Raw genomic sequence first — 22,397 nt, 5'->3', positions numbered from 1 at the left:
AGTGTTATAAGTATATTTTTCAGGAAGAATGTAATACGGCAGGCTTTCGGTTGTTTTCAAAATATAATTCTTTATGGTTTTAAATAATTTTATACTCTACTAATCCTATAGACAAAGTTAATTTTATTGTAATAATATCCAAAAATTTGTTAGGTTTTTTTTTGAAAGAATGAAATCACTATAAAAATTACAATCTTGTTTGTTGGTTAATGTATTTATTATCAATTAGTTGTTGTTTTTTAGATCTACCAAATAAATGTTAAAAAAAATTTGACACAGACTATAAAATGTAGTATTTATACTTTGTTTTCTATTCTTTTGTATTCTCTATTTTATTAAAAATCAACACAAAATGTCTGGAAAGCACTAATTTGCATTTAGAATGAAACTATTTTCAAAAAAAGTAGCGTCATTTTTAAAGCTGATTTCGAACAAATTAGATTAATTTTATAGCAATAAAATAATTTCAAATCTTTATCCATACTATTAGTAAGTACTTGCAACAAGTATTTTGCTTTTATATAAAATAGCAAACCATGATTCAAGTCGAAGAAGCCTTATCAATTATTGTTGAGAATAGCAATAGTGTGTCGATTGAGAAAATTCACGTAAGTAAGGCATTAGGATATATTTTGGCAGAAACAGTTTATTCGCCTGTTGCAATGCCGCCGTTTCGCCAATCATTGGTAGATGGTTACGCCTTTATTCATAGCGAAAGACATCAATATGATATAGCAGGCATTTCGCAGGCTGGAGAGTATTCGAAAATAAAATTAAAAGAAAACACAACGCTTCGCATCTTTACAGGTGCCTTTGTACCTCATAATGCTGATACTGTTGTTAAAGAAGAACATGTGATGGCTACTGAAAATTCTATTTTGATTACGAGAATGCCGGAACAATTTGAAAATGTTCGCAATAAAGGGGAAGAAATTAGCAAAGAAGAAATTGTTTTTGATGCCAATACTTTGATTACTCCCGCAGCAATTGGGTTTTTATTGAGTTTGGGAATTACGGAAATTGATGTTTATAAAAAGCCTAAAGTTGCCATTTTAGTAATAGGAAATGAACAGGTAAAACCGGGAAATAAATTACCGAAAGGCAAAATTTACGAGAGTAATTCAGCAATGTTGCAAGCAGCTCTTCAAACAATTGGAATCAGGAAAGCAAAAGTTTATAAGGTTAAGAATAGTCCAAAAGTTAGTAAAGAGCTTAAAGGAATTTTAAACAAGTATGATATCGTTTTAATCTCAGGTAGAATTTCTCCTGAAGATAATGATTTTATAAAGGAAGGTTTATTGGAAAATGGAGTACAGAAACATTTTAATACAATCAGTCAGAAACCCGATCAATCAATGTTTTTTGGATCTAAACATGAAACTTTAGTTTTTGCTTTGCCTGGAAATCCGGCTGCATCATTAATTGATTTTTATGTTTATGTATATCCGGCAATCAAAAACAGAATGGGATTTTCTGATATTCATTTAAAGAAAATACTCCGAAAATTAAATGATGATCATACAAACACAAGCGGAAAAACGTTATTTTTAAATACTTTGCACGATGAAACTCATGTTACAATTCTAAACAGTCCGAATGCTGCAACGTTAAATACTTTAGCCATTGCAAACAGCTTACTGTTATTTCCCAATGATGTCGAAACATTAAAAAAAGGGCAATTGGTAACTTTATTACAAATAGAGTAAAGATTTTTAGAGAATAGAATAAAGAGAATAGAATAAAGAGAATGGAATAAAGAGAATGATGTGCAGTGTATAAATTTAAACCCATAGTACAAAACTTGAAACTTGAAACGTGAAACTTGAAACCTGAAACAAAAATCATGGAAGCACTAACTGTATTTATTCTTTGTGGAGGAAAAAGTTCTGGGATAAACTCAGAGAAAGGATTGCTTTTGTTTCAGAACAAACCATTTATTGAGCATATTATTCAGGCTATTTTACCTCTTACTGATGCTATAAAATTGGTAACAGCAACTAAAGAATATGATTATTTGCCTTATCAAAAAATCCCGGATATCATTACCGATAAAGGACCTTTGGGTGGAATTTATACTGCTTTAATGAATTCTGAAACCGAATTTAATCTGATTGTGAGTTGTGATATTCCATTAATTTCTACGGGATTATTATCGGAACTAATTTCAAAACACAATCCAGAAGAAGCTGAGATTACTGTTTTTGCCTCTGAAAGCAGAATGCATCCGTTGATTGGAATTTATTCAAAAAAGGTATTACCTGCTATCAAAAGTGCAATTGATCTTGAAGATCTAAAAATGATGAATTTAATAGCGAAAGTTCCGCATCAAATCATCAAAATAGAAGAAAATGAAAACTTTCATTTAACTACTATTAATTCGGTTGACGAACTAAACGACCTGAATATCAACTTAAGTTAAAAGCCATGATAGATGTAAAAGCTCCAAAATTAACGGTTGTAGGTGCAGGTCCCGGCGATCTTGACCTGATTACATTAAAAGCTATTAAAGCGTTAGAAAAAGCAGACGTTGTTTTATATGATGCGCTGGTCAATGAAGAATTATTGCAATATGTTACAAATGCTGAAATTGTTTTTGTTGGTAAACGTTTAGGATGTCACGCTTATACACAAGACCAAATTAATGAGTTGATTGTCTCGATGGCAAATCGTTTTGGCCATGTAGTACGGTTAAAAGGAGGAGATCCGTTTATTTTTGGGAGAGGGAGTGAAGAGATTGAATATGCGGAACAATTTGGATTGGAAACGGAAATCGTACCTGGAATTTCATCCGCTTTGGGTGTTCCTGCCTCGGTTGGAATTAGTTTGACACAACGTCAAATATCCGATAGTTTTTGGGTGATTACAGGAACGACATCCAATCATGAATTGTCTAAAGATGTTTATCTCGCTTCGAAATCTAATGCGACGGTTGTGATTTTAATGGGAATGCATAAATTAGATCAAATTATTTCTATCTATAAAGAAAACCGAACAGATGATTTACCAGTAGCAATTATCCAAAACGGAACTAAAAATACAGAACAAAAAGTAGTGGGTACGATCAGTACAATTGAAAAACTGGTAGCAGAGCATAAAATTTCTTCACCCGCTATTATTGTAATTGGTGAAGTAGTCAAAAGCAATTCAAGATTAACATCTTATTTTCAGGAACATTTTGATGATGAATTTATTTTTCAAAATTTAAATTTAGAATAAGATTATATTAAGTGTCCATCAAAGAGAATTTTGATTGCAGAATAATTGCTGTAATCAATTTGGTGACAAATTATAAAGTTTAAAATAAAAAATGGGTTGAACTTTTCAAATTCAACCCATTTTTTGTGTTTATTTTTTCTTTTTTGACTTTGCTTTTTTAGCTTTCTTTTTTGCTATTTTTTTTGCTTTTGCTTTAAGTTTGGCCTTTTTCGCTTTTTCTTTTTTCTTAGCGGCAGCTTTTTGTTTTGCTTTTTTAGCTTTCTCTTTCTTTTTGTCTTTTTTAGCTTTCTCTTTTTTCTTCGCTAATTTCTTTTTCTCTTTGTCCTTGTCTTTGTCTTTCACTTTTTTCTTCTTTTTATCTGTTGATTTATCTTTTTTACTTTCTCCTGCTATTTTATTTGGATCATCAGTTTTTTTCGCTGATGGTTCATTTTCTTTTTTGATAGTAACTTTTGGAGTCGTTATTTCTTCTGTTTTCTCAATGATAGCCGGAGTAACTTTACCTGCGGGAGCACTTTGAACTGCTGTTTTAGGAGTAGTTGTTGCCGCCGTTTTTACAGCAGGTTTTACCGGAGTTTTGGATACTATTGGTTTTGCAGGTACTGGTTTCTCAGCTAATGGTTTCTCAGCTAATGGTTTCTCAGCTAATGGTTTCTCAGCTAATGGTTTTGGAGCTAGAGGCTTCGCTGCTGCAGGTTTTTGGGTTGTTACGGGTTTTGACGTTATGGGTTTAGCTGGCGTTACTTTGCGAACCGGCGTTTTTACTGGTGTTGGACTAACAGGTTTTATACTATCTGCAGCTGGTTTACTATTGTCAGATGCTGGTAAATCGATTTTCTCAGGAGTACTTTCTGTGGTTTTGTTTTCCATATTAATGCGTTTTTAGATGAAGATATTATTACTAATGTAACTAAATCGTTAATTTACAGTTAAGTAAATATAATCATTAAATAAACTCGCCAATGTTAAGTTTTCTAATAAAATTTTAAATTAACGTATTGAATGTTAATTATTTGAATTTTACAGAAAATATAAAAGATAAAATCTCTTAACAATTTTACTAAGAAATAACGTAAAGTAATACAGGAAACGATTGTTTTGAAAATTCAAAAGTTGATGGGAAGATAAAAAAGCCAAACGGATTGGAAGGAGGAAAGGAGTTCGTTTTGTAGGGACACATAAGAGTGTGTCCCTACATCGGGTGTAATTATTTTTTGATTCCAACAAATCGAATCACGGAGCCTTTTCCGTTATGGAATAATCCTTCCTTCAATTCAATTTCTGTTTCTTCTAAGGTGATAATTTCATAGTTGGAAAAATCAGCTTGTATTTCTTCGATAGAGAATAAAGATTCAATATCTTTTGGTCCGCCAACTTTATCATTAACGGCTAAATATTCTAAATGTTTCTTACTAAAAGCTTCAAAAATGATCACTCCGCCTTTGCGTAAATGTAAGTCAAGGCTTTTGTGTATTGAAGATTTAATTTCTGCCGGAAAATGTGCATAAATCAAAGCAATAGCATCAAATTGTTCCGTTTGAAAGTGCAGCGATTCTAATGCCCCTACCTGATAATCAATTTTCACTTTGTTCGCTTCAGCAAGTTTGATGGCTTTATTTTTTCCTTCTGCACTAATGTCAAAAGCAGAAACTTTCCAACCTAATTGGGCTGCAAAAACAGCATTTCGGCCTTCGCCTTCAGCAGGAAAAAGAATTGATCCGATCTTTAATTTTTCTACTTGTTCTTTGAAGTAGTTGTTGGGGGCGGTGCCATAAGCAAATTCTTCATTGCTGTAGCGGTCGTTCCATCTGTCTGTCCAGGTGTTGCTCATAATTTAATTTGTAATTGGGATTTTTAAATAAGCACCGTACAATGCCTTGCTTTTAATTTAATATTTCTTAAAAAAGAGAAAATGGCTCTTTCTTTTCTCAACCAAATATACCCAAATTAAAACGGAAAAATATTTAGTATAAAAGACAAAAAAATACCCTTTTCTGAAAAATTGAAAAGGGTAAATTAGATTATTTAGTTTTTAAAAATAGTTATTTTTTCAAGGTACAAATTCTCGGATTTACAGAAATCATTAATCACGCCCAATTGTGGACATGACCGGCGTTTCAATGTGATTTGGAGTAATTTAATTTAGATTACAATCCTAAAGATGCTTTTATCAAACTTAAATTTTCTTCAGAATAATTGATTTTTAAAGCTTCCTGATGTCCTTTGTCTGACATTTTATCCCAGGTTTTTTTAATGATATTTTTTAGTTTTTCCTCATCGTGTTTATGAACGAAAGGATCTAAGTAGTATTCTAGAAATACGAGACAAATAACATCTTCAAGTAGTTGTGTTTCGGCATCTTTCTTAAGTAATTTCTTTTCGATCAAAAAAGAAACACGATCTGTGAATTCTGGAGCATAACCTGCTTTTTCTAAGATTGTGGCAGTAGTTTTGGCGTGAAATTTTTTAAGTTCTTCTCTCCATTTCAAATAACCAACACGATCCATTGGATACGACTCACGGGCTACTTTCCATCGGCAAATGTGTTGTGCTTTTGAGGCAATCTGAATTGCTTCAGAAGCTTCAGGTTCAAATTGCAGCAATCTTTGGTACATCCTGTCAGAATATAATAATTCCTTTGGATATTCTATGTTTTGGTCGATTTCGATGTTTGGATCTTGTGCATTTTCTGCATCAATCCACTCGCTTGCTTTTTGAAAAGGTGTCTTCATTTTTTTAGTAAAATAATAGATCTCAAATATACATAATTAACACGTTGAGTGTAATTTCTTAAATTTTTTATTTCCTATATAAAGCTTCGATCTTACAGCTAATAAGAATTGAATAAAGAAATATATTTCTTCATACTAAGAACCTGTTTTTGAATAAATAAGTTTTGTAATTTAAGTAATTAGTCCTAATCGTCTTCGCGACTTCAAATTTTGAAAGAACATGGTAGTACTAGGTTATTTTAAATTTAAAAGATTATAAATAATAATTTCAAAAAAAATGTCGTAATTTCATAAGAATTTTATATGTGTTTTGTTGATAAAAGAACATTTTTAATAGAGATCTTATGAAAAATATACTTTCAATGTTGCTATTACTCTCTGTGATAATAGGTTGTAAATCTACAGCAGGCAAAAATTCTGAAGTAAAAGGAAGTAGTTCTGAATACGGAACTCAGGAAGATCAAATGAAGTATTACTTTACAGCAACCGGAAACGAACCTTTTTGGGGATTAAAAATGGGAAGAGAAGGTATTGAGTTTTCATCTGTAATTTCCGGAAAAGAGAAAATTGTTTTTCCTGCAAGTGAAGCCATAAAAGCGATGGATGCCAATATAAAAATGTACAAAGTGAGTAATAAAAAATCAAGTGCAACAATTACTATTCAGCAATTAGAATGTCAAAATTCGACCTCCGGCGTTATTTCTCCTTATAAAGTATCAGTTGAAATTAAAAACAATTCTGAACTTGTTTCTACTAAATTAGATGGATGTGGAAAATATAATACGGATTATCGCCTTCACGATATTTGGGTCCTGGAAGAACTAAACGGATTCAAAGTTTTTATTACTGATTTTCAAAAGGAACTGCCAAGAATAGAAATTAATGCTGCTGAAAATAGTTTTATGGGTTTTGGAGGTTGCAATGCGATCAGTGGCAGTATTTTTTATGAAAAAGGATTGCTTAGATTTTCAAAAGTAGTTTCTACTTTGATGGCTTGCGGACCAGGAAACAAGGAGGATCAGTTTGTCAAAGCGCTACAAAATACCACAACTTATTCTATCGAAAATAATCGATTAACACTTTCTAATCCCTCAGCCAAACTTTTAGTTTTTAGAAAGGTAGATTAATTTTGTATAAGTAAATATGTCTTAAAGTGGTTAAAAAATAACATTTGAACCCCTATTGTATTATGTAAGAGAAATAAATTTGTAAACTAAAACTTATAAATTTAATTATTACATGAAAAAGATTTTAATGTTATTTATGGCTGCAGCATTGGCCTACAGTTGTAATTCTGTAAAAAAGGCAAACTCGACAGCGGCTGTGAACTCCAAGACAATTGAAAAGAAGTTACAACAAACCTGGATTTTAGAGGAGTTAAACGGAAAGAATATAACGCAAAAGGATTTTCAAAAAAATACGCCAAAGATTGACATAAAATCAGCAACTTTTAATGGTACAACGGGTTGTAATGCGATTAATGGAAATTTATTTTCTACAGGTTCAAAAGAAGTTCAGTTTCTAAACCTGAAGTCAGAAAATAAAAAATGTTCGACAGCTAAAAAAGAAGAAGAGTTTGTGAAATTATTAAAAACAACCACAAATTATTCTATTTCTAATGATAAGTTATCACTTTCAAATCAGTTTGGACCAACGATGGTTTTCAGAAAAGGAAACTAAGAAAAACAAAAGGCTTCGTGATTTACGAAGCCTTTTTTTATGGTTTTGTGATTTCTCCCTTCGGTCGAAATGAGAATATTGGGGTAAATTACGTTGCTTTCAACGGATTAAAATCCGTTGCTACAAAATAATCCGTTCCTCCGGAACTTTTACGAAAGAGCCTTAGACTTGATTTATATTATAGGGAGGAATTTCATCCCTTCAAAATAAAAAAAATCCGTACACATCCGTGTTTTTGCGTTAGCGAATCCGTTTAATCTGTGTACCATCTCCCATTTTTATTCCGGCAATTCTTTAGGATCTTCATCGTCTCCTTCTATAAAATCCAGTTCTAAAGCTCTTACCGTTTGTACTGCATTTCCGGCAATACCACGAATAGAACCGTACATTCCCAATGTGTTATGCACCACTTTTTCGATTTGTTTTTCACGTTGTTTCCAGATACGCTGCATCGCTCTTTTTTCGGAATCCAGATCGCCTTGCATTTGGGTGAAACCTTCAACAATTCCTTCAATCTGCAAACGGAATTCATTACTCGTTAAGAAATCATATAACATCGACATTTTATCGCCTTTGTTTTCCTGAGCCTGAACCGCATGGCTTACTTGTATTAAAGACTGGCGTAAAACAGCGCTTAAACCTTTAAATTCTTCGTAAGTACAGATCCAGATTCCATCGCGCATTCCCATTCTGTCCATTCCTGCCGGCATTACTTCAGTAACCAGAACACCAATATTGGCTCTCTTGGTTCTAATATCGTTTTTAAATTTCTCAATCCATGCCGGTTGAAAAGCTTTTGTACGCTTGCTTTCGTAATAAATAGAACCACAATTTTGCAATTCCCGGGTATTTACAATCTGAAGACAATCGGCACCGTTTGCACCTTTTTTGATTTCATCGATTGTATCAAGCGGAAAATTATTCGCCAGCCATTCTTCTATGGCTAACTCCATAACTTCGCCTTGTAATTGCATTGATCCCTGTTCCTGCTTGCGCTTCATTTCTTCAATCAGCTTTTTTTGATCGTCAGATTGTTTTTGGTATTCTTTTATTTTTAGTTCGTTTTTTTCTTCTTCCTGTTTGCGGATTTTGTCACGTTCTAAAACCAAAGTAGCGTTGAGTTGCTTTTCGGCTTCTGCCTGAATAGCATCTTTCATCTCCAGTTTTTCGCGTTGGAGTTTAGCAATTTCGCCTTGCATTTTACTGAGCTCACGAAGTTTCTCTGATTTTTCTGAAAGTTCTTTCTCCATCAAAAGCAAACGATCTTTGTTTTCTTCGTCGAGTTTGGTTTTTAGTTTTTCGGTAATTTCTTTTTCGGCTATCTTTTTTTCACGATCCAGACGTTCAGCAAAAAGTTCATTTTCCTGTTTCTTTTTGGCTTCAAATTCGGTTTTGGCTTTTTCGAATTGTTCGTTTTTAAGTTCCAGTTCTTTTGCCTGAGCATTGGCTTTTTGTTGAAATTCTTTACGGATACTATCTTCTAACTGATGTTTTAGAATATCATTGACATCGATAGTTGTTCCGCAATTTGGACACTGAATTGAAGATTGCTCTGCCATTTTTATTGATTTTATTTAGGTACTATAATAATCTGCTAAGGTATTTAAAAATCGAGGTTTTTGCCACGAATTCCGCGAATTTTCACGAATTGTTTTGTGTTAAAGCAAATGCTTGCTAAGTTTTTGTGAAATTAATTTATAGTTTGCAATTTAGATACTTCTTGTGGTTAACTTTTACGGATTTCCATCGTCAGGGCTTTTTTTATTTATTAGAAAAGTGCAATAAAAAATCAACAGCTATTTTTGTAATTTCAGAATCGTCTTCCTTTGAAGTAATCAATGAAACATCGGTATATAAATTGACCTTTTTTAATTCGATAAAACCTATTTCCGGATCTTGATTGTTTTTTGCAATGTTTGATGGAACAATAGAAATTCCCAATCTGTTTTTAACCAGTTGTACGATCGAATTGATGTTATTGGATTCGTGAACTACTTTTGGCTCAAAGCCATAAAAGGCACAGAGTTCCAGCAAAACCTCATGATAATGTGGCGCATAATCTTTATTGAAGAAAACAAAAGTTTGGTCTTTTAGATTCGGAATTTCTTTCTCGGAATTAATTTGGATTAAACTTTTGTTATAAACCACTGAAAAACCATCCCGAAACCACAATTGCGATTTTATTTTAGGCGATTTTATTGGGGATCGAATAATACCTAAATCTATTTTCCCTTGTTCTAAGGCTGAAATCTGTTTAGTTGTAGAAACTTCGAATAGCTTGAAATTTACGTATGGAAATTCGGCTTTCAGATGTTGTATTAATTCTGAAATCACACTGGAATAAATCGAACTGATATAAGCGATCCTGAATTCTCCGGAAACATGCTCTGCAATTTTCTGTGTTTTGATAGTAATTCGTTCCAGATTTTGAAAAAGTTCTTTTACTTCTTTTTCAAAATATTTTCCGGCTTCTGTCAGTTCTACTTTTTTATTATTTCTAATGAATAACCGTGCCTGGATTTCTTCTTCGAGTTCGATGATTTGTCGGCTCAAAGGAGGTTGAGAAATAAAAAGCTTTTCTGCGGCTTTCGTAAAATTTAATTCTTTGGCTACAGCCAAAAAATATTTCAAGTGACGTAATTCCATAAATACCTATTAAGTATTAATAATTGACAAAATAAGTATTTTTGAAGTATATATGAAAGAAATACTTTTACTAAAAAATATATGACCCACGGGTTTTACGGATTGAACGGGTTTACACGGATTTTTATTTTGTAAAAGAAAAAGTTTTGCCACAGATTAAAAAGGTTAAGGTGATTTTCTTTTGCCATAAATTACACAAATTGATTGTTTTTTGAATTCGTGAAAATTGGTGTAATTCGTGGCAACTAATTTATAAGTAACTTAAAAAAAAATCATTTAAATCCTTTAATCTGTGGCAAAAAAAATATAAAAGAGACCAGCGTAAACGTGTTCAATCCGTAAAATCCGTGGGCCATAAAAAAAAGCAAAAATTATGAAAAAATCAACTATTGAAGAAATCAGGGAACGTTTTGATAATGATGTCGAACGATTTTCAAATTTAGAAACAGGGCAAGTTGCCACAATTGATGCGATAATTTCTTTAGAGTTAATAACAGAAGCTTCCAAAAGAATCGTTCCAAATGCAGTGAACGTTTTGGATATAGGTTGCGGAGCCGGAAATTGTACTTTGAAAATGCTTACTAAAGTACCGGATTTAAATTGCACATTGGTCGATCTGAGTTTGCCGATGTTAGACAGGGCTTTTGAAAGGGTTTCGGCAGCAACAAACGGAAGAGTAGAAGTAATGCAAGGTGATATTCGGGAAGTAAATTTACAGGAAAATCATTTTGACATTATTTTGGCTGGGGCAGTTTTGCATCATTTACGTGATGATCAGGACTGGGAAACGACTTTTGTTAAGATATCTAAATTATTAAAACCCGGAGGATGTTTTATGATTTCGGATTTGATTACTCAGGATACCGAATTATTGAATGAATATACGTGGCAGCGTTACGGTGATTATTTAGAAGGAATTGGCGGAGCAGAATACCGCAAGAAAGTGTTGGATTATGTTGAGAAAGAAGACACACCAAGATCAATGATTTACCAATTGGATTTAATGAAAAAAGTAGGTTTTAAGAGTGTTGAAATTTTGCACAAGAATATGTGTTTTGGTGCTTTTGGCGGAATTAAATAGATTTAAAAATAAAAAATAAAAAATATGAAGAATATAACATTTTCAATTGTCGCGATATTGATTTTTAATTTGCTTTCTGCTCAAACTTTTACTTTGAAGAGTAAGGATTTAGGAGGACAATTTATGAGTAAAAATTTCAGTAACACGTTTGGGTGTAATGGAGAGAATAAATCACCACAGCTTTTTTGGGAAAATGCCCCACAAGGGACACAGAGTTTTGCGGTAACAATGTATGATAAAGATGCCCCAACAGGAAGCGGTTTTTGGCATTGGGTCGTTTATAATATTCCGGCAGGTACAAAAATGTTACCTGTAGATGCCGGAAATATTTCTCAGCAAAATTTACCCAAAGAGGCGATTAATGGTCTTAATGATGCGGGAATGTTTGGTTATTTAGGTCCATGTCCGCCTGTTGGACAAAGTCATTTGTATTTGATAACTGTGTATGCTTTAAAGACTCAATTAACGTTAGATAAAAATGCAAGTGCTGCTTTAATAGGTTTTATGCTAAATGCCAATAGCTTAGAAAAAGCATCATTAGCGATCTACGGACAACAATAAAAACGATTTTAAAAAAAAAGCTTTTAGACAAGTTCTAAAAGCTTTTTTCTAATGTAGAAAGTCAAACTATCTAAAATAATTCTTTGAATTGCGAAACCACTTTCTGTGCTCACAAAGCAGATTCGTAAGTATTGGGAAAAAGTACTTTTATTATTTTTTATTATAGTATTTGTACTGTTTTGTAAACGTGAATAGGTGCGGCTACTAAACTTTCGCTTTTAGCAATAAAATCCAGTAAATAGGGCTGGTTGTCATGTATGTCAAGACCTGGCTGATCTTTCCACTCTTCCCAGATGATAAAAACATTCTCTGAATTATGAAGATCGTAACGCACGCAAGCAGTTTCTTTTCTGGTTTCGGTAACCAAATGATTTAACATGCCGTTTAGTTGCTCTCTGGTTTCTGATTTGCTTTTAAAGATTGCTGTAATTGAAATCATGATTATAAGTTTTTAAAGATTTGTTCTAAATGATTGGTATAGTTTTTCTTAAAGATATCAATATTTTCTGCAGTGGCACCTTTTTCGACATCGTGAAAGTGAAATCCATCCAGTTTTTCCATACCTGTAAATTTATTCATTTTATGAAAACCAAACATAGCACCATCATCTACAGATGTTTCTTCGAAGAATTCTCCGGGAAGTGTGAAAGCGGTTGCAGGTGCATTCCAACTTGTGGTTAACATGTATTTACGTCCGTCTAATTGTCCGCCCGTTCCGTAATTGATGTCGGGGTTTGTTCTCGTTCTTCCGTCGCTTCTATAAATTCCTTTGTTGTGTCCGGCTGTGAAAACGTCGTCGATGTATTTTTTGAACTGGTTGGGTAATTGAAACCACCAAACAGGTGTGTGATAGATTATTACGTCTGCCCAAACGAATTTTTCTACTTCTTTGTCCAGGTCGAATTCTTGTTTGATATCGGTTGTTTTAATTTCAAATTGCTTGTTGTTAGTTAAGTATTCGATTGTCCAATTGGTAACGGTTTCGTTGAATTTTCCGCCTGAATGCGCAAAATTTTGACTTCCGTTGATGATAAATATTTTCTTCATAATGTAAATGTTCTAATGTATTCGTGTGCGTGAGGGATAGTAGTGGAAATCCTTTTATGCCGGGGTTCGGCATAAAAGATTGCAACGGAGAGCCCGGCCCTTGGGACACGCCCAAATTCTTATTATTTTAATTTTGAAATTGCCTGATGGATAAATTCTAATTCAGAAACTGATAAATCAAAATCTAAAGTTTTTGCATTTGAAATGGCTTGTTCTGCATTTCTTGCTCCGGCTAAAACAATAGTAATTCCTTTTTGTAAAGTGGTCCAGCGTAAAACCAATTGTGAAATTGAAATGTGCTTTGCGTTTGCCAGAGAGCTTAATTCTTCGACCAAAGTTTTTACTTTTTGAAGATCAAACTGACCGAAATAGCCGTTTCTGTGGTCGTTGTCTTTTAGTTTACTGTCTGTGAAATATTTTCCCGTTAGTAAACCTCTTTCCATTGGGCTGTATGCGATGATTCCAATATTTTCTGCTATTGTATACGGAATTAAATCGGTTTCTATACTGCGATTCAGCATGCTGTAAGGAACCTGGTTAGATGCCAATTGAATGGTTTTTTGTGCTTCCTGAATTTGAGAAAGGCTATAATTACTAACTCCGGCTGCTCTGATTTTTCCCTGTTGAATCAAGGTTTCAAGCGCTTCCATAGTTTCCTGGATTGAAGTAGTAGCATCTGGCCAGTGAATTTGTAATAAATCGATATAATCGGTTTGAAGACGTTTTAAGCTTTCTTCGACCTCTTTGATGATATTGCTTTTTGAAGCGTATTTGTAAACCGGTATTTTCTTTCCGTTGTCTTCGGCATCAAAAAAGAATTCTCCTTTTCCGTTATTGCTTCCGTCCCAAACCAATCCAAATTTGGTTAACAATTGTACTTTTGATCGGTCTTGTGTTTTTAAAGCTTCACCAATCATTTCTTCGCTTAAACCGAATCCGTAAAAAGGAGCAGTGTCTATTGTGGTCACGCCATGATCGATTGAAGCGTGGATAGAATCGATTGAATCTTTCTTTTCGTTTCCGCCCCACATGTTGCCGCCAATGGCAAATGCACCGTATGTAATAGTTGATAATTGAAGTTCAGTATTGCCTAATTTTCTATATTCCATAATATTATATTTTAATACTTAAAATTTGTTTGGCAAAATTATACCATTTTTAAGACTATTAATTTGTATATATTTGTCTTTTTTATGTAAATTTGTAGCCGAATTAATAAAGAACATCATGAAGAAAGAAAATTTATACGAGCCGTTTACTGTTTCCTTTGAAACACTGGATGAATATCCGGATGTTGGGGATCGCCATAATTTCTTTGAATTGGTTTATATTCTGGAAGGAACGGGAAGACAATGTATCAACAAAAATGTTTTTGAATATGATGCGGGACATATGTTTTTATTAACGCCTGAGGATTGTCATAATTTTACGATTGAGACTGAGACGAAGTTTTTCTTTTTGAGGTTTAATGATATTTATCTAAAAAATTCAAGTTTGCAAAATGAGAATATTCAGCGTTTAGAATATATTCTGCAAAATGCAAATCATCAACCGGGTTGTATCTTGAAAAATCATGCTGATAAATGTCTGGTAAAAGTAATGGTAGAAGCCATTATTCGTGAACGTCAGGATAAGGATGTGTATAATAAAGAACTGATTCAGCAATTGGTTAATACCTTAATTATTATTGTGGCGAGAAATATTGCAAAATATTTACCGGAACAGGTTAATATTGGTTGTGAGGCGAAAGCAATGGATATTTTGCAATACATTCAGAACAATATTTATTATCCGGAAAGAATTAAAGCAGAATCTCTTAGTGAGTATTTTGGGATTTCGAATACGTACTTAGGGCGTTATTTCAAGAAACACGCCAATGAAACGATGCAGCAGTATATTAGTAATTATAAAACTAAATTAATAGAACATCGTTTGCAGTTTAGTGATAAACGTATTAACGAAATTGCGTATGAATTTGGTTTTACGGATGAAAGCCACTTTAATAAGTTCTTTAAGAAACAAAGAGGGAATAGTCCTTCGGAGTTTAGGAAAGTGATACGTGTTAGTGCGTGATGTTGGCACACGGATGACGCAGATTCGCAAGCGAAAACACGGATTATCACGTTTTTTTTAGATTAAACGGATTTTAATCTTGATTTTCTTTGCCGGTTATAAAATCAAAATGCTCTGTTTTACCTGTTTTTAGGTTGTTGATTTCTTTTTTTAAAAGTTCTTCTAAGGATTCTGTAGCTATGTTTCGTTCCCAGGATTCGTTTTGAAGTTCTATGATTTGACCAAATTTTCCTTTATCTGCCGGGTCTGTATCGTATACTAAATAATCGCCATTTCGTCCGGTTGCAAACGGTATCCATTTGGGATTTGCGTAATTATTGGTTTTGATTTTCTCGAAATCTATTACTAGTTCGGGAAGATCGTCTTCGTTAAATTGTAAATCTTGTATCGCATTCCATTCTTCCTTAATGTCTTCAAACGGAATAAGATCATACGTCCAATCACGGATCAAAAATTGAAATGCAGAAGTTACTGCATTATATTCGACATTCTGAATCTTGTAAAAATTTTGAAGCGTTGGCGGAATTGTGATTTCGTGTTCTAAAACGAAGTGTTCTTTTAAATCTTCAGCAGAAATTCCGTCAGTTAGATTATAGTAATCGTTATCTGCTGCGACAATTTTATTGATTTCAATAATCCATTCTTGCCATAAAGATTCTAATTGTTTAAATTCTTTATCGACAGGCAAGCGTGGGTTTTTAATCTTTTCCTCGTATGCAGATATGTCTATCGCTGTTATCTTATCATTTTCTTTATTAAACCAAACGCTTATGCCATTGAGAATAAAAGCACCGCTGTCATCTCCTTTGAAAAGTTTTACAAGTTGCTTTTTATTTGTTTTATAAAGCTCAAATAGATTTTGATTTTCAAAAACAAATTCTCCTGAAAACGGTTGTTTTGAGCAGAAATCATAAGTGCCGTAATTAAGATCGAGCAGTAAATTTTCTATTTTTAATCCTTCTTTTGAAAATGCAATAATACCATGAGTATCCCAGGTGTAGATCTGGTTGTGTTTATTCTTTTTTAATCGGTAATCTCCCAAAATTTTTTCTAAAATTGCAATCTCAATTGGAAATTGAATAGCAATTTCATTTATTTGAAAATGTGTTTTAGATAATGAAAATTTTATCAAGAGTAAGTTTTAGAGATTGTTTGAATATTAAATGATCTTTTTAATAACACGCAATTTATGGGTATGTTTGTTTAATTCAGGATTGTAAATTCCTAAGTGATCTAAACGATCGATGCGTACTTTTCCACTGGCGTGAATGATGTAATTATTTTCCATGATAATTCCGACGTGAATGATGTTTCCTTCGTCATTATCAAAAAAGGCTAAATCCCCGACCTCACTTTCTTCAATAAAACTTAAAGCTTCTCCTTCGAGAGCTTGTTGTGAGGCATCCCGGTGTATTTTGTATCCGTTTAGCTTGTAAACCATTTGTGTGAAACCGGAACAATCGATTCCAAAAGGTGTTTTTCCGCCCCAAAGATAGGGAGCGTTCAGATACATAAAAGCGGTACTGATTAAAGCGCTTTTAGGTTTTATGCCACTTGTTTTTGTGCCTTCGAAATCAAAATTGGATGTGTTGATTTCGTTATTGTTCAAAAAGGATAAAGAAGCACCAAGCGGAATTGGTAATAATAAATTGTTAGACGAAGTGATGTAATCAATTAAATCAGCATTTAGAATAATCGCTTCATTGCTTAACTGATTGAAATTTGCTTCAGAGATAACCTGATATTGTTTCGAATCTACCCAGCCTTCGTAGTCATCGTATTGTATTCTTATTCGGGCCCATTGATTTTGGCGTTCTAAAATCTCGATGTGCTCGCCAAACAAAAGTTGTGTAACGATTTCACTTCTGTCACTTGGCTCAGATCGAACGGGTACTATAGCTAAATTGCAAATTCCGAACATTTAAGGTAATTTATAAGTTGAAAATCAGGAGTTATTTGCAAATGAAATAACTCCTGATATATATTATTTAAGCTCTTTCGATAACAATTGCTGATGCACCACCACCGCCATTGCAAATTGCAGCAGCTCCTGTTTTGGCATTGTTTTGTTCTAAAACATTCAGTAAAGTTACAATGATTCTGGCTCCGGAGCATCCAAGAGGATGTCCTAATGAAACAGCACCACCATTTACGTTTACTTTATTGTTATCAAGATTAAGGATTTTTGAATTGGCTAATCCAACAACGGCAAATGCTTCGTTGAATTCGAAATAATCGACATCACCAATTGCAATTCCTGCTTTATCTAAGGCTTTTGGCAATGCTTTTGCCGGGCTTGTTGTGAACCATTTTGGTTCTTGCGCTGCATCAGCATAACTTTTTATGTAGGCCAGGGGTTTAAGTCCTAATGCGATTGCTTTTTCTTCGGACATTAAAACTAAAGCAGCAGCTCCATCATTGATTGTTGAGGCATTTGCGGCAGTAACTGTTCCGTCTTTTGTAAAAACAGCAGCTAATGAAGGGATTTTATCTAATTTTACGTTGGTGTATTCTTCGTCTTTAGAAACAATGATCGGTTCACCACGTCTTTGCGGAACTTCTACAGGAACAATTTCGTTGTCGAATTTTCCGGCATCCCAGGCTTTTGCACTTCTTTGATAAGACTGAATGGCAAAATTATCTTGTTCTTCACGGCTGATGTTGTATTCAGAGGCACATAAATCAGCGCAAACTCCCATTGCGTTGTTATCGTAAGCATCTGTCAAACCATCTTTTTGCATTCCGTCAAGCATAGTTGCAGGTCCAAATTTAGTTCCGTTACGCATTTGTACGTAATGCGGAATCAAACTCATGTTTTCCATTCCTCCGGCTACTACAATCTCAGCATCGCCACAAGCGATTGCCTGAGCAGCAAACATAACGGCTTTCATTCCTGAAGCACAAACTTTGTTTACAGTTGTAGCGACAACTTCATTAGATAAACCGGCAAAAAGTGCCGCCTGGCGTGCTGGTGCTTGTCCAACTCCGGCTTGTACCACGTTCCCCATGAATACTTCATCAACTAATTTCGGGTCAAGGTTAATTTTTTGAAGTGCGCCTTTAATAGCGGCAGCACCTAATTTTGGTGCGGGTACGGTAGATAAACCTCCCATGAAACTTCCGATAGGTGTTCTAACGGCAGAAACGATAACAACTCTTTTGTTCATTTTCTGTTAATATTAGTTAATCAAGCAAATTTACTCTTTATTTGAATAAATTCAAATTTTGGGGCAATTCGATTGAATTTTAAATTGAATATGAATTTTTTGTTAATTCTATTTGTTTGATTGTGAAGTGTTTTAAAAAAAAGATCAAAAAAAGATTAAAAAAAGCGCCAAAATAGTTGTGAGATATATAATGTTGTCTTAAATTTGCAACCGCAAAACAGAACACGTTTCTTGAGCTTGGAGAGGTGCCAGAGCGGTAATGGAGCAGATTGCTAATCTGTCGACGGGTAACCGTCGCCAGGGTTCGAGTCCCTGTCTCTCCGCTTAATAATTTTGCCTTCGGGGTGTAGCGTAGCCCGGTTATCGCGCCTGCTTTGGGAGCAGGAGGCCGCAGGTTCGAATCCTGCCACCCCGACGAAAACTTTGCCATAAAGTTTTAAAACAAATGGACGCATAGCTCAGCTGGATAGAGCACCTGCCTTCTAAGCAGGCGGTCGAAGGTTCGAATCCTTCTGCGTTCACGAAAAGCCATTCAAATCGAGTGGCTTTTTTGTTTTTATTATGATGAGTTTAGTTAAAGGGCTTAGTCATAAAGTTTTAAAAAGAAATGGACGCATAGCTCAGCTGGATAGAGCACCTGCCTTCTAAGCAGGCGGTCGAAGGTTCGAATCCTTCTGCGTTCACGAAAAACCACTCAAATCGAGTGGTTTTTTTGTTTTATATTTAGATTGGGTTTTAGTGTAGTTCAGCTGAATAGAATCCCTCTGTGTTTAATTTAATTTGAAGAATTTGATCGTTAAAATATTCTAAACCCTTATAAACCCTGTAAGTTTTAGACTTGTAGGGTTTTTTGTTTTGGTTCTGTGGCATCTGGGAATAATGTATCAGTTAGATATATTGGGGCTATTCTTTTTTAAGCGATTATTGCGACAGAACGCTAAAAATTGTATTTTATATTTTGTACCGATTTTGACTATTTTGAGTATGTTTTTTAATATTCGTAAAACACTTTACAGTATTATCTTTACAAATATGATAAGCAGAAGAAAAAATAGTGTGATCGGTTTTTATGCCGTGTTTGTTTTCACAATTTTTTGTGCTGTTTTTTACGCGTTTAAAAGTGAAGGTTATTTACTTTCCAAAACTGCTATAGATTGTAATTTTTCAAAAAAAGTAAACAGCCAAAACAAGGTTGATGTCGTTCATTTAAACGATCTTCAGGAAGAGCTTACTTTAGATGAGCTGGATAAATTGTCATTTGATGCTACTATAATACTTGAAGAAAGTATTGTCTTTATTTTACGAATTCATTATTTTTCTTATCAACCGCTTGTACTTTATCACTTCTTAAGTACTGCTTTGCCAAGGTATTTACTTTATCATTCTTTACGAATACCTGATTGTTAATTCCCCTTTTTAATTCCATTAAAATTTAAAATTACTGACAAATTACGCTTTTACTTCAAAAGCTGATGATTAGACTATTTTCCTATGCCTACTGCTTTAGTTAGGTGAGAAAGTTAATCCTTCTTGTAAGGTAGCCAGGATAATTAAAATTTTAGTGGATAACATTATTAATTCTGGTTAACCCGCATCATTTTCCTGGGGGTATAGAATTCGTATTTCATTTTTTTTATCTCGTATTTGTCTTTTAACTAAGACGGACATGATTACCTATGTTCAATTTTAAATAAAAATAATTATGCACTTAACACCAAGAGAAATAGAAAAGCTTATGCTGCATACAGCAGGAGAGCTTGCTCTGAAAAGAAAGGCGAGAGGCCTTAAATTAAATTATCCCGAAGCAATTGCTTTGATCAGTCATTTTTTACTGGAAGGGGCCAGAGACGGTAAAAGAGTTGCTGAACTAATGCAGGAAGGGGCTCAGATTCTTACTAAAGAGGATGTGATGTCAGGAGTGGCAGACATGATTCATGATGTTCAGATTGAAGCTACTTTCCCAGACGGGACCAAGTTAGTAACAGTACATAATCCAATTCGTTAATCTTAATTATTATGAAACCAGGAGAAATTTTTGTAAAAGAAGGTACTATCATTTGCAATGAAGGCAGGGAGACTGTAAGAATAAAAGTAACTAATACAGGAGATCGTCCTATTCAGGTGGGTTCACACTTCCATTTTTTTGAAGTGAATAAAGCAATGGGCTTTGATCGTGAAAAGGCTTTCGGTAAGAGGCTTAACATTGTTGCCAGTACAGCTGTACGTTTTGAACCGGGAGAAGAAAAAGAAGTAGAACTGGTTGCAATCGGAGGGAATAAAAAGGCAATGGGCTTCAATAATCTAGTTGACGGGTCTATAGATTCTGATGCTAAGAAAAAAGAAAGTTTAGCAAAAGCGAATCAATTAAATTTTAAAAATCTGTAATCATGAGTTTGAACGTAGACAGAAAACAGTATGCAAATATATTAGGCCCGACTGCGGGAGATAGAATCAGATTGGGAGATACTGAAATAATTATTGAAATCGAAAAAGATTTTACTCATTATGGCGATGAAGCTGTTTTTGGAGGTGGAAAGACTGTTCGTGACGGGATGGGACAAAATGTATCCTGTACGAGAGATCAGGGTGTTTTGGATCTTTGTATCACAGGAGCAACAATTATTGATCACTGGGGAATTGTAAAAGCAGATATAGGAATTAAAGACGGTAAAATAGCCGCTATTGGTAAAGCCGGAAATCCTGATACGATGGATGGAGTGTCTCCGAATATGATTATCGGTGCTTCAACAGAAGTTCATGGTGGTAAAGGATATATTATAACTGCCGGAGGAATCGATACGCACATTCATTATATCTGTCCACAACAGATTGAAACTTCTCTTTATAGTGGTATTACAACCATGATTGGCGGAGGAACAGGCCCTAATGATGGAACTAATGCAACAACTTGTACACCAGGAAAATTCAATATCCAAAAAATGTTGGAAGCAGCTGAAGAATATCCGATGAACTTAGGATACTTCGGGAAAGGAAACTGTTCTGCAGAAGCACCATTAGAAGAACAAATCGAAGCTGGCGCATTAGGTTTGAAAATTCATGAAGACTGGGGAGCTACAACCGGAACAATTGATACTGCATTAAAAGTAGCCGATAAATATGATGTTCAGGTGGCAATCCATACCGATACTTTGAATGAAGGCGGATTTTTGGAAGATACGATGAGAGCTATCAATGGAAGAGTAATTCATACTTTTCACACTGAAGGTGCTGGTGGCGGACACGCTCCGGATATTATCAAAGCGGCTATGTATCCAAATGTATTGCCAGCTTCTACCAACCCAACCCGTCCTTATACGGTTAATACGATAGATGAGCATCTTGATATGCTTATGGTATGTCATCATTTAAGTAAAAATATCCCTGAGGATGTTGCGTTTGCAGATTCCCGCATCCGTCCTGAAACTATTGCAGCAGAAGATATTTTGCATGATATGGGGGTGTTCAGTATTATGAGCTCAGATTCTCAAGCTATGGGAAGACCAGGGGAAGTAATTACCAGAACATGGCAAACGGCCAGTAAAATGAGAGATCAACGCGGGCAACTGGAAGAAGACACAAAAACAGACAATGATAACTTCCGTGCCAAACGTTATGTGGCTAAGTATACTATTAATCCGGCTATTGCTCACGGTATTTCTGAATATGTTGGTTCTGTTGAAGTTGGGAAAATGGCCGACTTAGTAATCTGGAAGCCTGCATTATTCGGAGTTAAGCCTGAAATGATTGTAAAAGGAGGATTTGTAATTGCTGCCAAAATGGGCGACCCCAACGCCTCTATTCCCACTCCGCAACCGGTTATTTACAGAAACATGTTTGGTGCTCACGGTCGTGCTAAATTTGGAACCTGTGCTACTTTTGTTTCTCAGGCTTCTATAGATAATGGTACTATTGCTGAATACAAATTAGAGAAAATAATTCTTCCGGTCAAAAATTGTAGAAACATCTCTAAAAAAGATCTTATTCATAATGATAAAACCCCGGTTATTGAGGTAAATCCGGAAAACTATCAAGTAACAGTAGATGGAGAGCATGTAACATGTGAACCGGCAGAGAACCTTCCGTTAACACAATTGTTTTATTTGTTTTAGTAGAGAAGAATTTAAAAGGCCTGGCGTAAGCCGGTGCCTTTTCTTCAATTAAAATTTCAGATACTACTTATGCTAAACGAGATGA

23 protein-coding genes and 4 tRNA genes are annotated in these 22,397 nt (G+C 34.4%); 16 read left to right on the top strand and 11 right to left on the bottom strand.

The genetic code is table 11. The features are described from left to right. Window positions 1-536 precede the first annotated feature (536 nt). The 3 genes from ACQY44_RS00510 to cobA all read left to right on the top strand — a co-directional run bounded on the left by ACQY44_RS00510 (window position 537) and on the right by cobA (window position 3,216). A complete protein-coding gene (locus ACQY44_RS00510) occupies window positions 537-1,706 on the top strand; it encodes a molybdopterin molybdotransferase MoeA (RefSeq protein WP_428228466.1) in 1,170 nt (389 codons plus the stop codon). Window positions 1,707-1,843: 137 nt separating this feature from the next. Then, complete coding sequence (locus ACQY44_RS00505) at window positions 1,844-2,419, top strand: molybdenum cofactor guanylyltransferase (protein WP_428228465.1); 576 nt, start codon at window positions 1,844-1,846, stop codon at window positions 2,417-2,419. 5 nt (window positions 2,420-2,424) lie between these two features. Then, on the top strand, window positions 2,425-3,216 hold the full coding sequence (gene cobA, locus ACQY44_RS00500; RefSeq protein WP_428228464.1) for a uroporphyrinogen-III C-methyltransferase: 792 nt from the start codon (window positions 2,425-2,427) through the stop codon (window positions 3,214-3,216). A 129-nt stretch (window positions 3,217-3,345) separates the two neighbouring features. On the opposite strand, the gene ACQY44_RS00495 is transcribed toward cobA, so the two are convergent. The 3 genes from ACQY44_RS00495 to ACQY44_RS00485 form a co-directional block, all read right to left on the bottom strand. Next, the gene (locus ACQY44_RS00495) at window positions 3,346-4,086 is read right to left on the bottom strand and encodes a hypothetical protein (RefSeq protein ID WP_428228463.1); all 741 of its coding nucleotides are present in this window, start codon (window positions 4,084-4,086) and stop codon (window positions 3,346-3,348) included. Between the two features lie 337 nt (window positions 4,087-4,423). After that, complete coding sequence (locus ACQY44_RS00490) at window positions 4,424-5,047, bottom strand: class I SAM-dependent methyltransferase (RefSeq protein ID WP_428228462.1); 624 nt, start codon at window positions 5,045-5,047, stop codon at window positions 4,424-4,426. 316 nt (window positions 5,048-5,363) lie between these two features. Further along, entirely contained in the window at window positions 5,364-5,948 is a 585-nt protein-coding gene (locus tag ACQY44_RS00485) for a DUF4202 domain-containing protein (protein ID WP_428228461.1), read from the bottom strand. Between the two features lie 344 nt (window positions 5,949-6,292). On the opposite strand from ACQY44_RS00485, the gene ACQY44_RS00480 reads away from it, so the two are divergent. Then, window positions 6,293-7,075, top strand: a complete 783-nt coding sequence (locus ACQY44_RS00480) for an META domain-containing protein (RefSeq protein WP_428228460.1) — start codon at window positions 6,293-6,295, stop codon at window positions 7,073-7,075. Window positions 7,076-7,187: 112 nt separating this feature from the next. Beyond that, complete coding sequence (locus ACQY44_RS00475; protein WP_428228459.1) at window positions 7,188-7,628, top strand: META domain-containing protein; 441 nt, start codon at window positions 7,188-7,190, stop codon at window positions 7,626-7,628. A gap of 278 nt (window positions 7,629-7,906) precedes the next feature. Here ACQY44_RS00475 and ACQY44_RS00470 read toward each other — a convergent pair whose 3' ends face one another. Next, a complete protein-coding gene (locus ACQY44_RS00470) occupies window positions 7,907-9,187 on the bottom strand; it encodes a DUF2130 domain-containing protein (protein WP_428228458.1) in 1,281 nt (426 codons plus the stop codon). A 202-nt stretch (window positions 9,188-9,389) separates the two neighbouring features. After that, entirely contained in the window at window positions 9,390-10,274 is an 885-nt protein-coding gene (locus ACQY44_RS00465; protein ID WP_428228457.1) for a LysR family transcriptional regulator, read from the bottom strand. 373 nt (window positions 10,275-10,647) lie between these two features. Here ACQY44_RS00465 and ACQY44_RS00460 point away from each other — a divergent pair, with 373 nt between their 5' ends. Then, entirely contained in the window at window positions 10,648-11,355 is a 708-nt protein-coding gene (locus ACQY44_RS00460) for a class I SAM-dependent methyltransferase (RefSeq protein ID WP_428228456.1), read from the top strand. A 24-nt stretch (window positions 11,356-11,379) separates the two neighbouring features. Beyond that, a complete protein-coding gene (locus ACQY44_RS00455) occupies window positions 11,380-11,916 on the top strand; it encodes a YbhB/YbcL family Raf kinase inhibitor-like protein (protein ID WP_428228455.1) in 537 nt (178 codons plus the stop codon). Between the two features lie 160 nt (window positions 11,917-12,076). On the opposite strand, the gene ACQY44_RS00450 is transcribed toward ACQY44_RS00455, so the two are convergent. The 3 genes from ACQY44_RS00450 to ACQY44_RS00440 form a co-directional block, all read right to left on the bottom strand. After that, window positions 12,077-12,355 (bottom strand): putative quinol monooxygenase, encoded by a 279-nt coding sequence (locus ACQY44_RS00450; protein WP_428228454.1) that lies wholly within the window; start codon window positions 12,353-12,355, stop codon window positions 12,077-12,079. Between the two features lie 2 nt (window positions 12,356-12,357). Next, complete coding sequence (locus ACQY44_RS00445) at window positions 12,358-12,963, bottom strand: NAD(P)H-dependent oxidoreductase (RefSeq protein WP_428228453.1); 606 nt, start codon at window positions 12,961-12,963, stop codon at window positions 12,358-12,360. 122 nt (window positions 12,964-13,085) lie between these two features. Beyond that, window positions 13,086-14,072 (bottom strand): aldo/keto reductase, encoded by a 987-nt coding sequence (locus ACQY44_RS00440; RefSeq protein ID WP_428228452.1) that lies wholly within the window; start codon window positions 14,070-14,072, stop codon window positions 13,086-13,088. A gap of 118 nt (window positions 14,073-14,190) precedes the next feature. On the opposite strand from ACQY44_RS00440, the gene ACQY44_RS00435 reads away from it, so the two are divergent. Next, window positions 14,191-15,036, top strand: a complete 846-nt coding sequence (locus ACQY44_RS00435; protein WP_428228451.1) for an AraC family transcriptional regulator — start codon at window positions 14,191-14,193, stop codon at window positions 15,034-15,036. A gap of 73 nt (window positions 15,037-15,109) precedes the next feature. On the opposite strand, the gene ACQY44_RS00430 is transcribed toward ACQY44_RS00435, so the two are convergent. From ACQY44_RS00430 to ACQY44_RS00420, 3 genes are all read right to left on the bottom strand, one after another. After that, on the bottom strand, window positions 15,110-16,168 hold the full coding sequence (locus tag ACQY44_RS00430; RefSeq protein WP_428228450.1) for an SMI1/KNR4 family protein: 1,059 nt from the start codon (window positions 16,166-16,168) through the stop codon (window positions 15,110-15,112). A gap of 27 nt (window positions 16,169-16,195) precedes the next feature. Continuing rightward, a complete protein-coding gene (locus tag ACQY44_RS00425) occupies window positions 16,196-16,957 on the bottom strand; it encodes an NlpC/P60 family protein (RefSeq protein WP_428228449.1) in 762 nt (253 codons plus the stop codon). Window positions 16,958-17,024: 67 nt separating this feature from the next. Then, on the bottom strand, window positions 17,025-18,203 hold the full coding sequence (locus ACQY44_RS00420) for an acetyl-CoA C-acyltransferase (protein WP_428228448.1): 1,179 nt from the start codon (window positions 18,201-18,203) through the stop codon (window positions 17,025-17,027). Between the two features lie 239 nt (window positions 18,204-18,442). Between ACQY44_RS00420 and ACQY44_RS00415 the strand changes: the two genes are divergently transcribed. The 8 genes from ACQY44_RS00415 (at window position 18,443) to ureC (ending at window position 22,312) form a co-directional block, all read left to right on the top strand. Then, window positions 18,443-18,526 (top strand) — tRNA-Ser (locus ACQY44_RS00415). Window positions 18,527-18,543: 17 nt separating this feature from the next. Further along, a tRNA-Pro gene (locus ACQY44_RS00410) sits at window positions 18,544-18,618 on the top strand. 32 nt (window positions 18,619-18,650) lie between these two features. After that, a tRNA-Arg gene (locus tag ACQY44_RS00405) sits at window positions 18,651-18,724 on the top strand. A gap of 88 nt (window positions 18,725-18,812) precedes the next feature. Then, a tRNA-Arg gene (locus ACQY44_RS00400) sits at window positions 18,813-18,886 on the top strand. A 301-nt stretch (window positions 18,887-19,187) separates the two neighbouring features. Next, the gene (locus ACQY44_RS00395) at window positions 19,188-19,610 is read left to right on the top strand and encodes a hypothetical protein (RefSeq protein WP_428228447.1); all 423 of its coding nucleotides are present in this window, start codon (window positions 19,188-19,190) and stop codon (window positions 19,608-19,610) included. Between the two features lie 295 nt (window positions 19,611-19,905). Continuing rightward, the gene (gene ureA / locus ACQY44_RS00390) at window positions 19,906-20,208 is read left to right on the top strand and encodes an urease subunit gamma (RefSeq protein ID WP_428228446.1); all 303 of its coding nucleotides are present in this window, start codon (window positions 19,906-19,908) and stop codon (window positions 20,206-20,208) included. An 11-nt stretch (window positions 20,209-20,219) separates the two neighbouring features. After that, window positions 20,220-20,588: an urease subunit beta gene (gene ureB / locus ACQY44_RS00385; RefSeq protein ID WP_428228445.1), complete on the top strand. Its 369-nt coding sequence runs from the start codon at window positions 20,220-20,222 to the stop codon at window positions 20,586-20,588. Between the two features lie 2 nt (window positions 20,589-20,590). Next, complete coding sequence (gene ureC / locus ACQY44_RS00380; RefSeq protein ID WP_428228444.1) at window positions 20,591-22,312, top strand: urease subunit alpha; 1,722 nt, start codon at window positions 20,591-20,593, stop codon at window positions 22,310-22,312. Window positions 22,313-22,397: the final 85 nt, after the last annotated feature.

Origin of the sequence: Flavobacterium sp. (genome assembly GCF_965277525.1) — a bacterium.
GTDB lineage: Bacteria > Bacteroidota > Bacteroidia > Flavobacteriales > Flavobacteriaceae > Flavobacterium.
The sequence above is the reverse complement of the archived record's forward strand: the minus strand, read 5'-3'. Positions and strand labels throughout refer to the sequence as shown.

Excerpts from the sequence above, each read along its gene's own strand:
- ACQY44_RS00510 (WP_428228466.1), top strand. The coding sequence starts at position 537 with ATGATTCAAGTCGAAGAAGCCTTATCAATTATTGTTGAGAATAGCAAT.
- ACQY44_RS00505 (WP_428228465.1), top strand. The coding sequence starts at position 1,844 with ATGGAAGCACTAACTGTATTTATTCTTTGTGGAGGAAAAAGTTCTGGG.
- cobA (WP_428228464.1), top strand. The coding sequence starts at position 2,425 with ATGATAGATGTAAAAGCTCCAAAATTAACGGTTGTAGGTGCAGGTCCC.
- ACQY44_RS00495 (WP_428228463.1), bottom strand. The coding sequence starts at position 4,086 with ATGGAAAACAAAACCACAGAAAGTACTCCTGAGAAAATCGATTTACCA.
- ACQY44_RS00490 (WP_428228462.1), bottom strand. The coding sequence starts at position 5,047 with ATGAGCAACACCTGGACAGACAGATGGAACGACCGCTACAGCAATGAA.
- ACQY44_RS00485 (WP_428228461.1), bottom strand. The coding sequence starts at position 5,948 with ATGAAGACACCTTTTCAAAAAGCAAGCGAGTGGATTGATGCAGAAAAT.
- ACQY44_RS00480 (WP_428228460.1), top strand. The coding sequence starts at position 6,293 with ATGAAAAATATACTTTCAATGTTGCTATTACTCTCTGTGATAATAGGT.
- ACQY44_RS00475 (WP_428228459.1), top strand. The coding sequence starts at position 7,188 with ATGAAAAAGATTTTAATGTTATTTATGGCTGCAGCATTGGCCTACAGT.
- ACQY44_RS00470 (WP_428228458.1), bottom strand. The coding sequence starts at position 9,187 with ATGGCAGAGCAATCTTCAATTCAGTGTCCAAATTGCGGAACAACTATC.
- ACQY44_RS00465 (WP_428228457.1), bottom strand. The coding sequence starts at position 10,274 with ATGGAATTACGTCACTTGAAATATTTTTTGGCTGTAGCCAAAGAATTA.
- ACQY44_RS00460 (WP_428228456.1), top strand. The coding sequence starts at position 10,648 with ATGAAAAAATCAACTATTGAAGAAATCAGGGAACGTTTTGATAATGAT.
- ACQY44_RS00455 (WP_428228455.1), top strand. The coding sequence starts at position 11,380 with ATGAAGAATATAACATTTTCAATTGTCGCGATATTGATTTTTAATTTG.
- ACQY44_RS00450 (WP_428228454.1), bottom strand. The coding sequence starts at position 12,355 with ATGATTTCAATTACAGCAATCTTTAAAAGCAAATCAGAAACCAGAGAG.
- ACQY44_RS00445 (WP_428228453.1), bottom strand. The coding sequence starts at position 12,963 with ATGAAGAAAATATTTATCATCAACGGAAGTCAAAATTTTGCGCATTCA.
- ACQY44_RS00440 (WP_428228452.1), bottom strand. The coding sequence starts at position 14,072 with ATGGAATATAGAAAATTAGGCAATACTGAACTTCAATTATCAACTATT.
- ACQY44_RS00435 (WP_428228451.1), top strand. The coding sequence starts at position 14,191 with ATGAAGAAAGAAAATTTATACGAGCCGTTTACTGTTTCCTTTGAAACA.
- ACQY44_RS00425 (WP_428228449.1), bottom strand. The coding sequence starts at position 16,957 with ATGTTCGGAATTTGCAATTTAGCTATAGTACCCGTTCGATCTGAGCCA.
- ACQY44_RS00420 (WP_428228448.1), bottom strand. The coding sequence starts at position 18,203 with ATGAACAAAAGAGTTGTTATCGTTTCTGCCGTTAGAACACCTATCGGA.
- ACQY44_RS00395 (WP_428228447.1), top strand. The coding sequence starts at position 19,188 with ATGTTTTTTAATATTCGTAAAACACTTTACAGTATTATCTTTACAAAT.
- ureA (WP_428228446.1), top strand. The coding sequence starts at position 19,906 with ATGCACTTAACACCAAGAGAAATAGAAAAGCTTATGCTGCATACAGCA.
- ureB (WP_428228445.1), top strand. The coding sequence starts at position 20,220 with ATGAAACCAGGAGAAATTTTTGTAAAAGAAGGTACTATCATTTGCAAT.
- ureC (WP_428228444.1), top strand. The coding sequence starts at position 20,591 with ATGAGTTTGAACGTAGACAGAAAACAGTATGCAAATATATTAGGCCCG.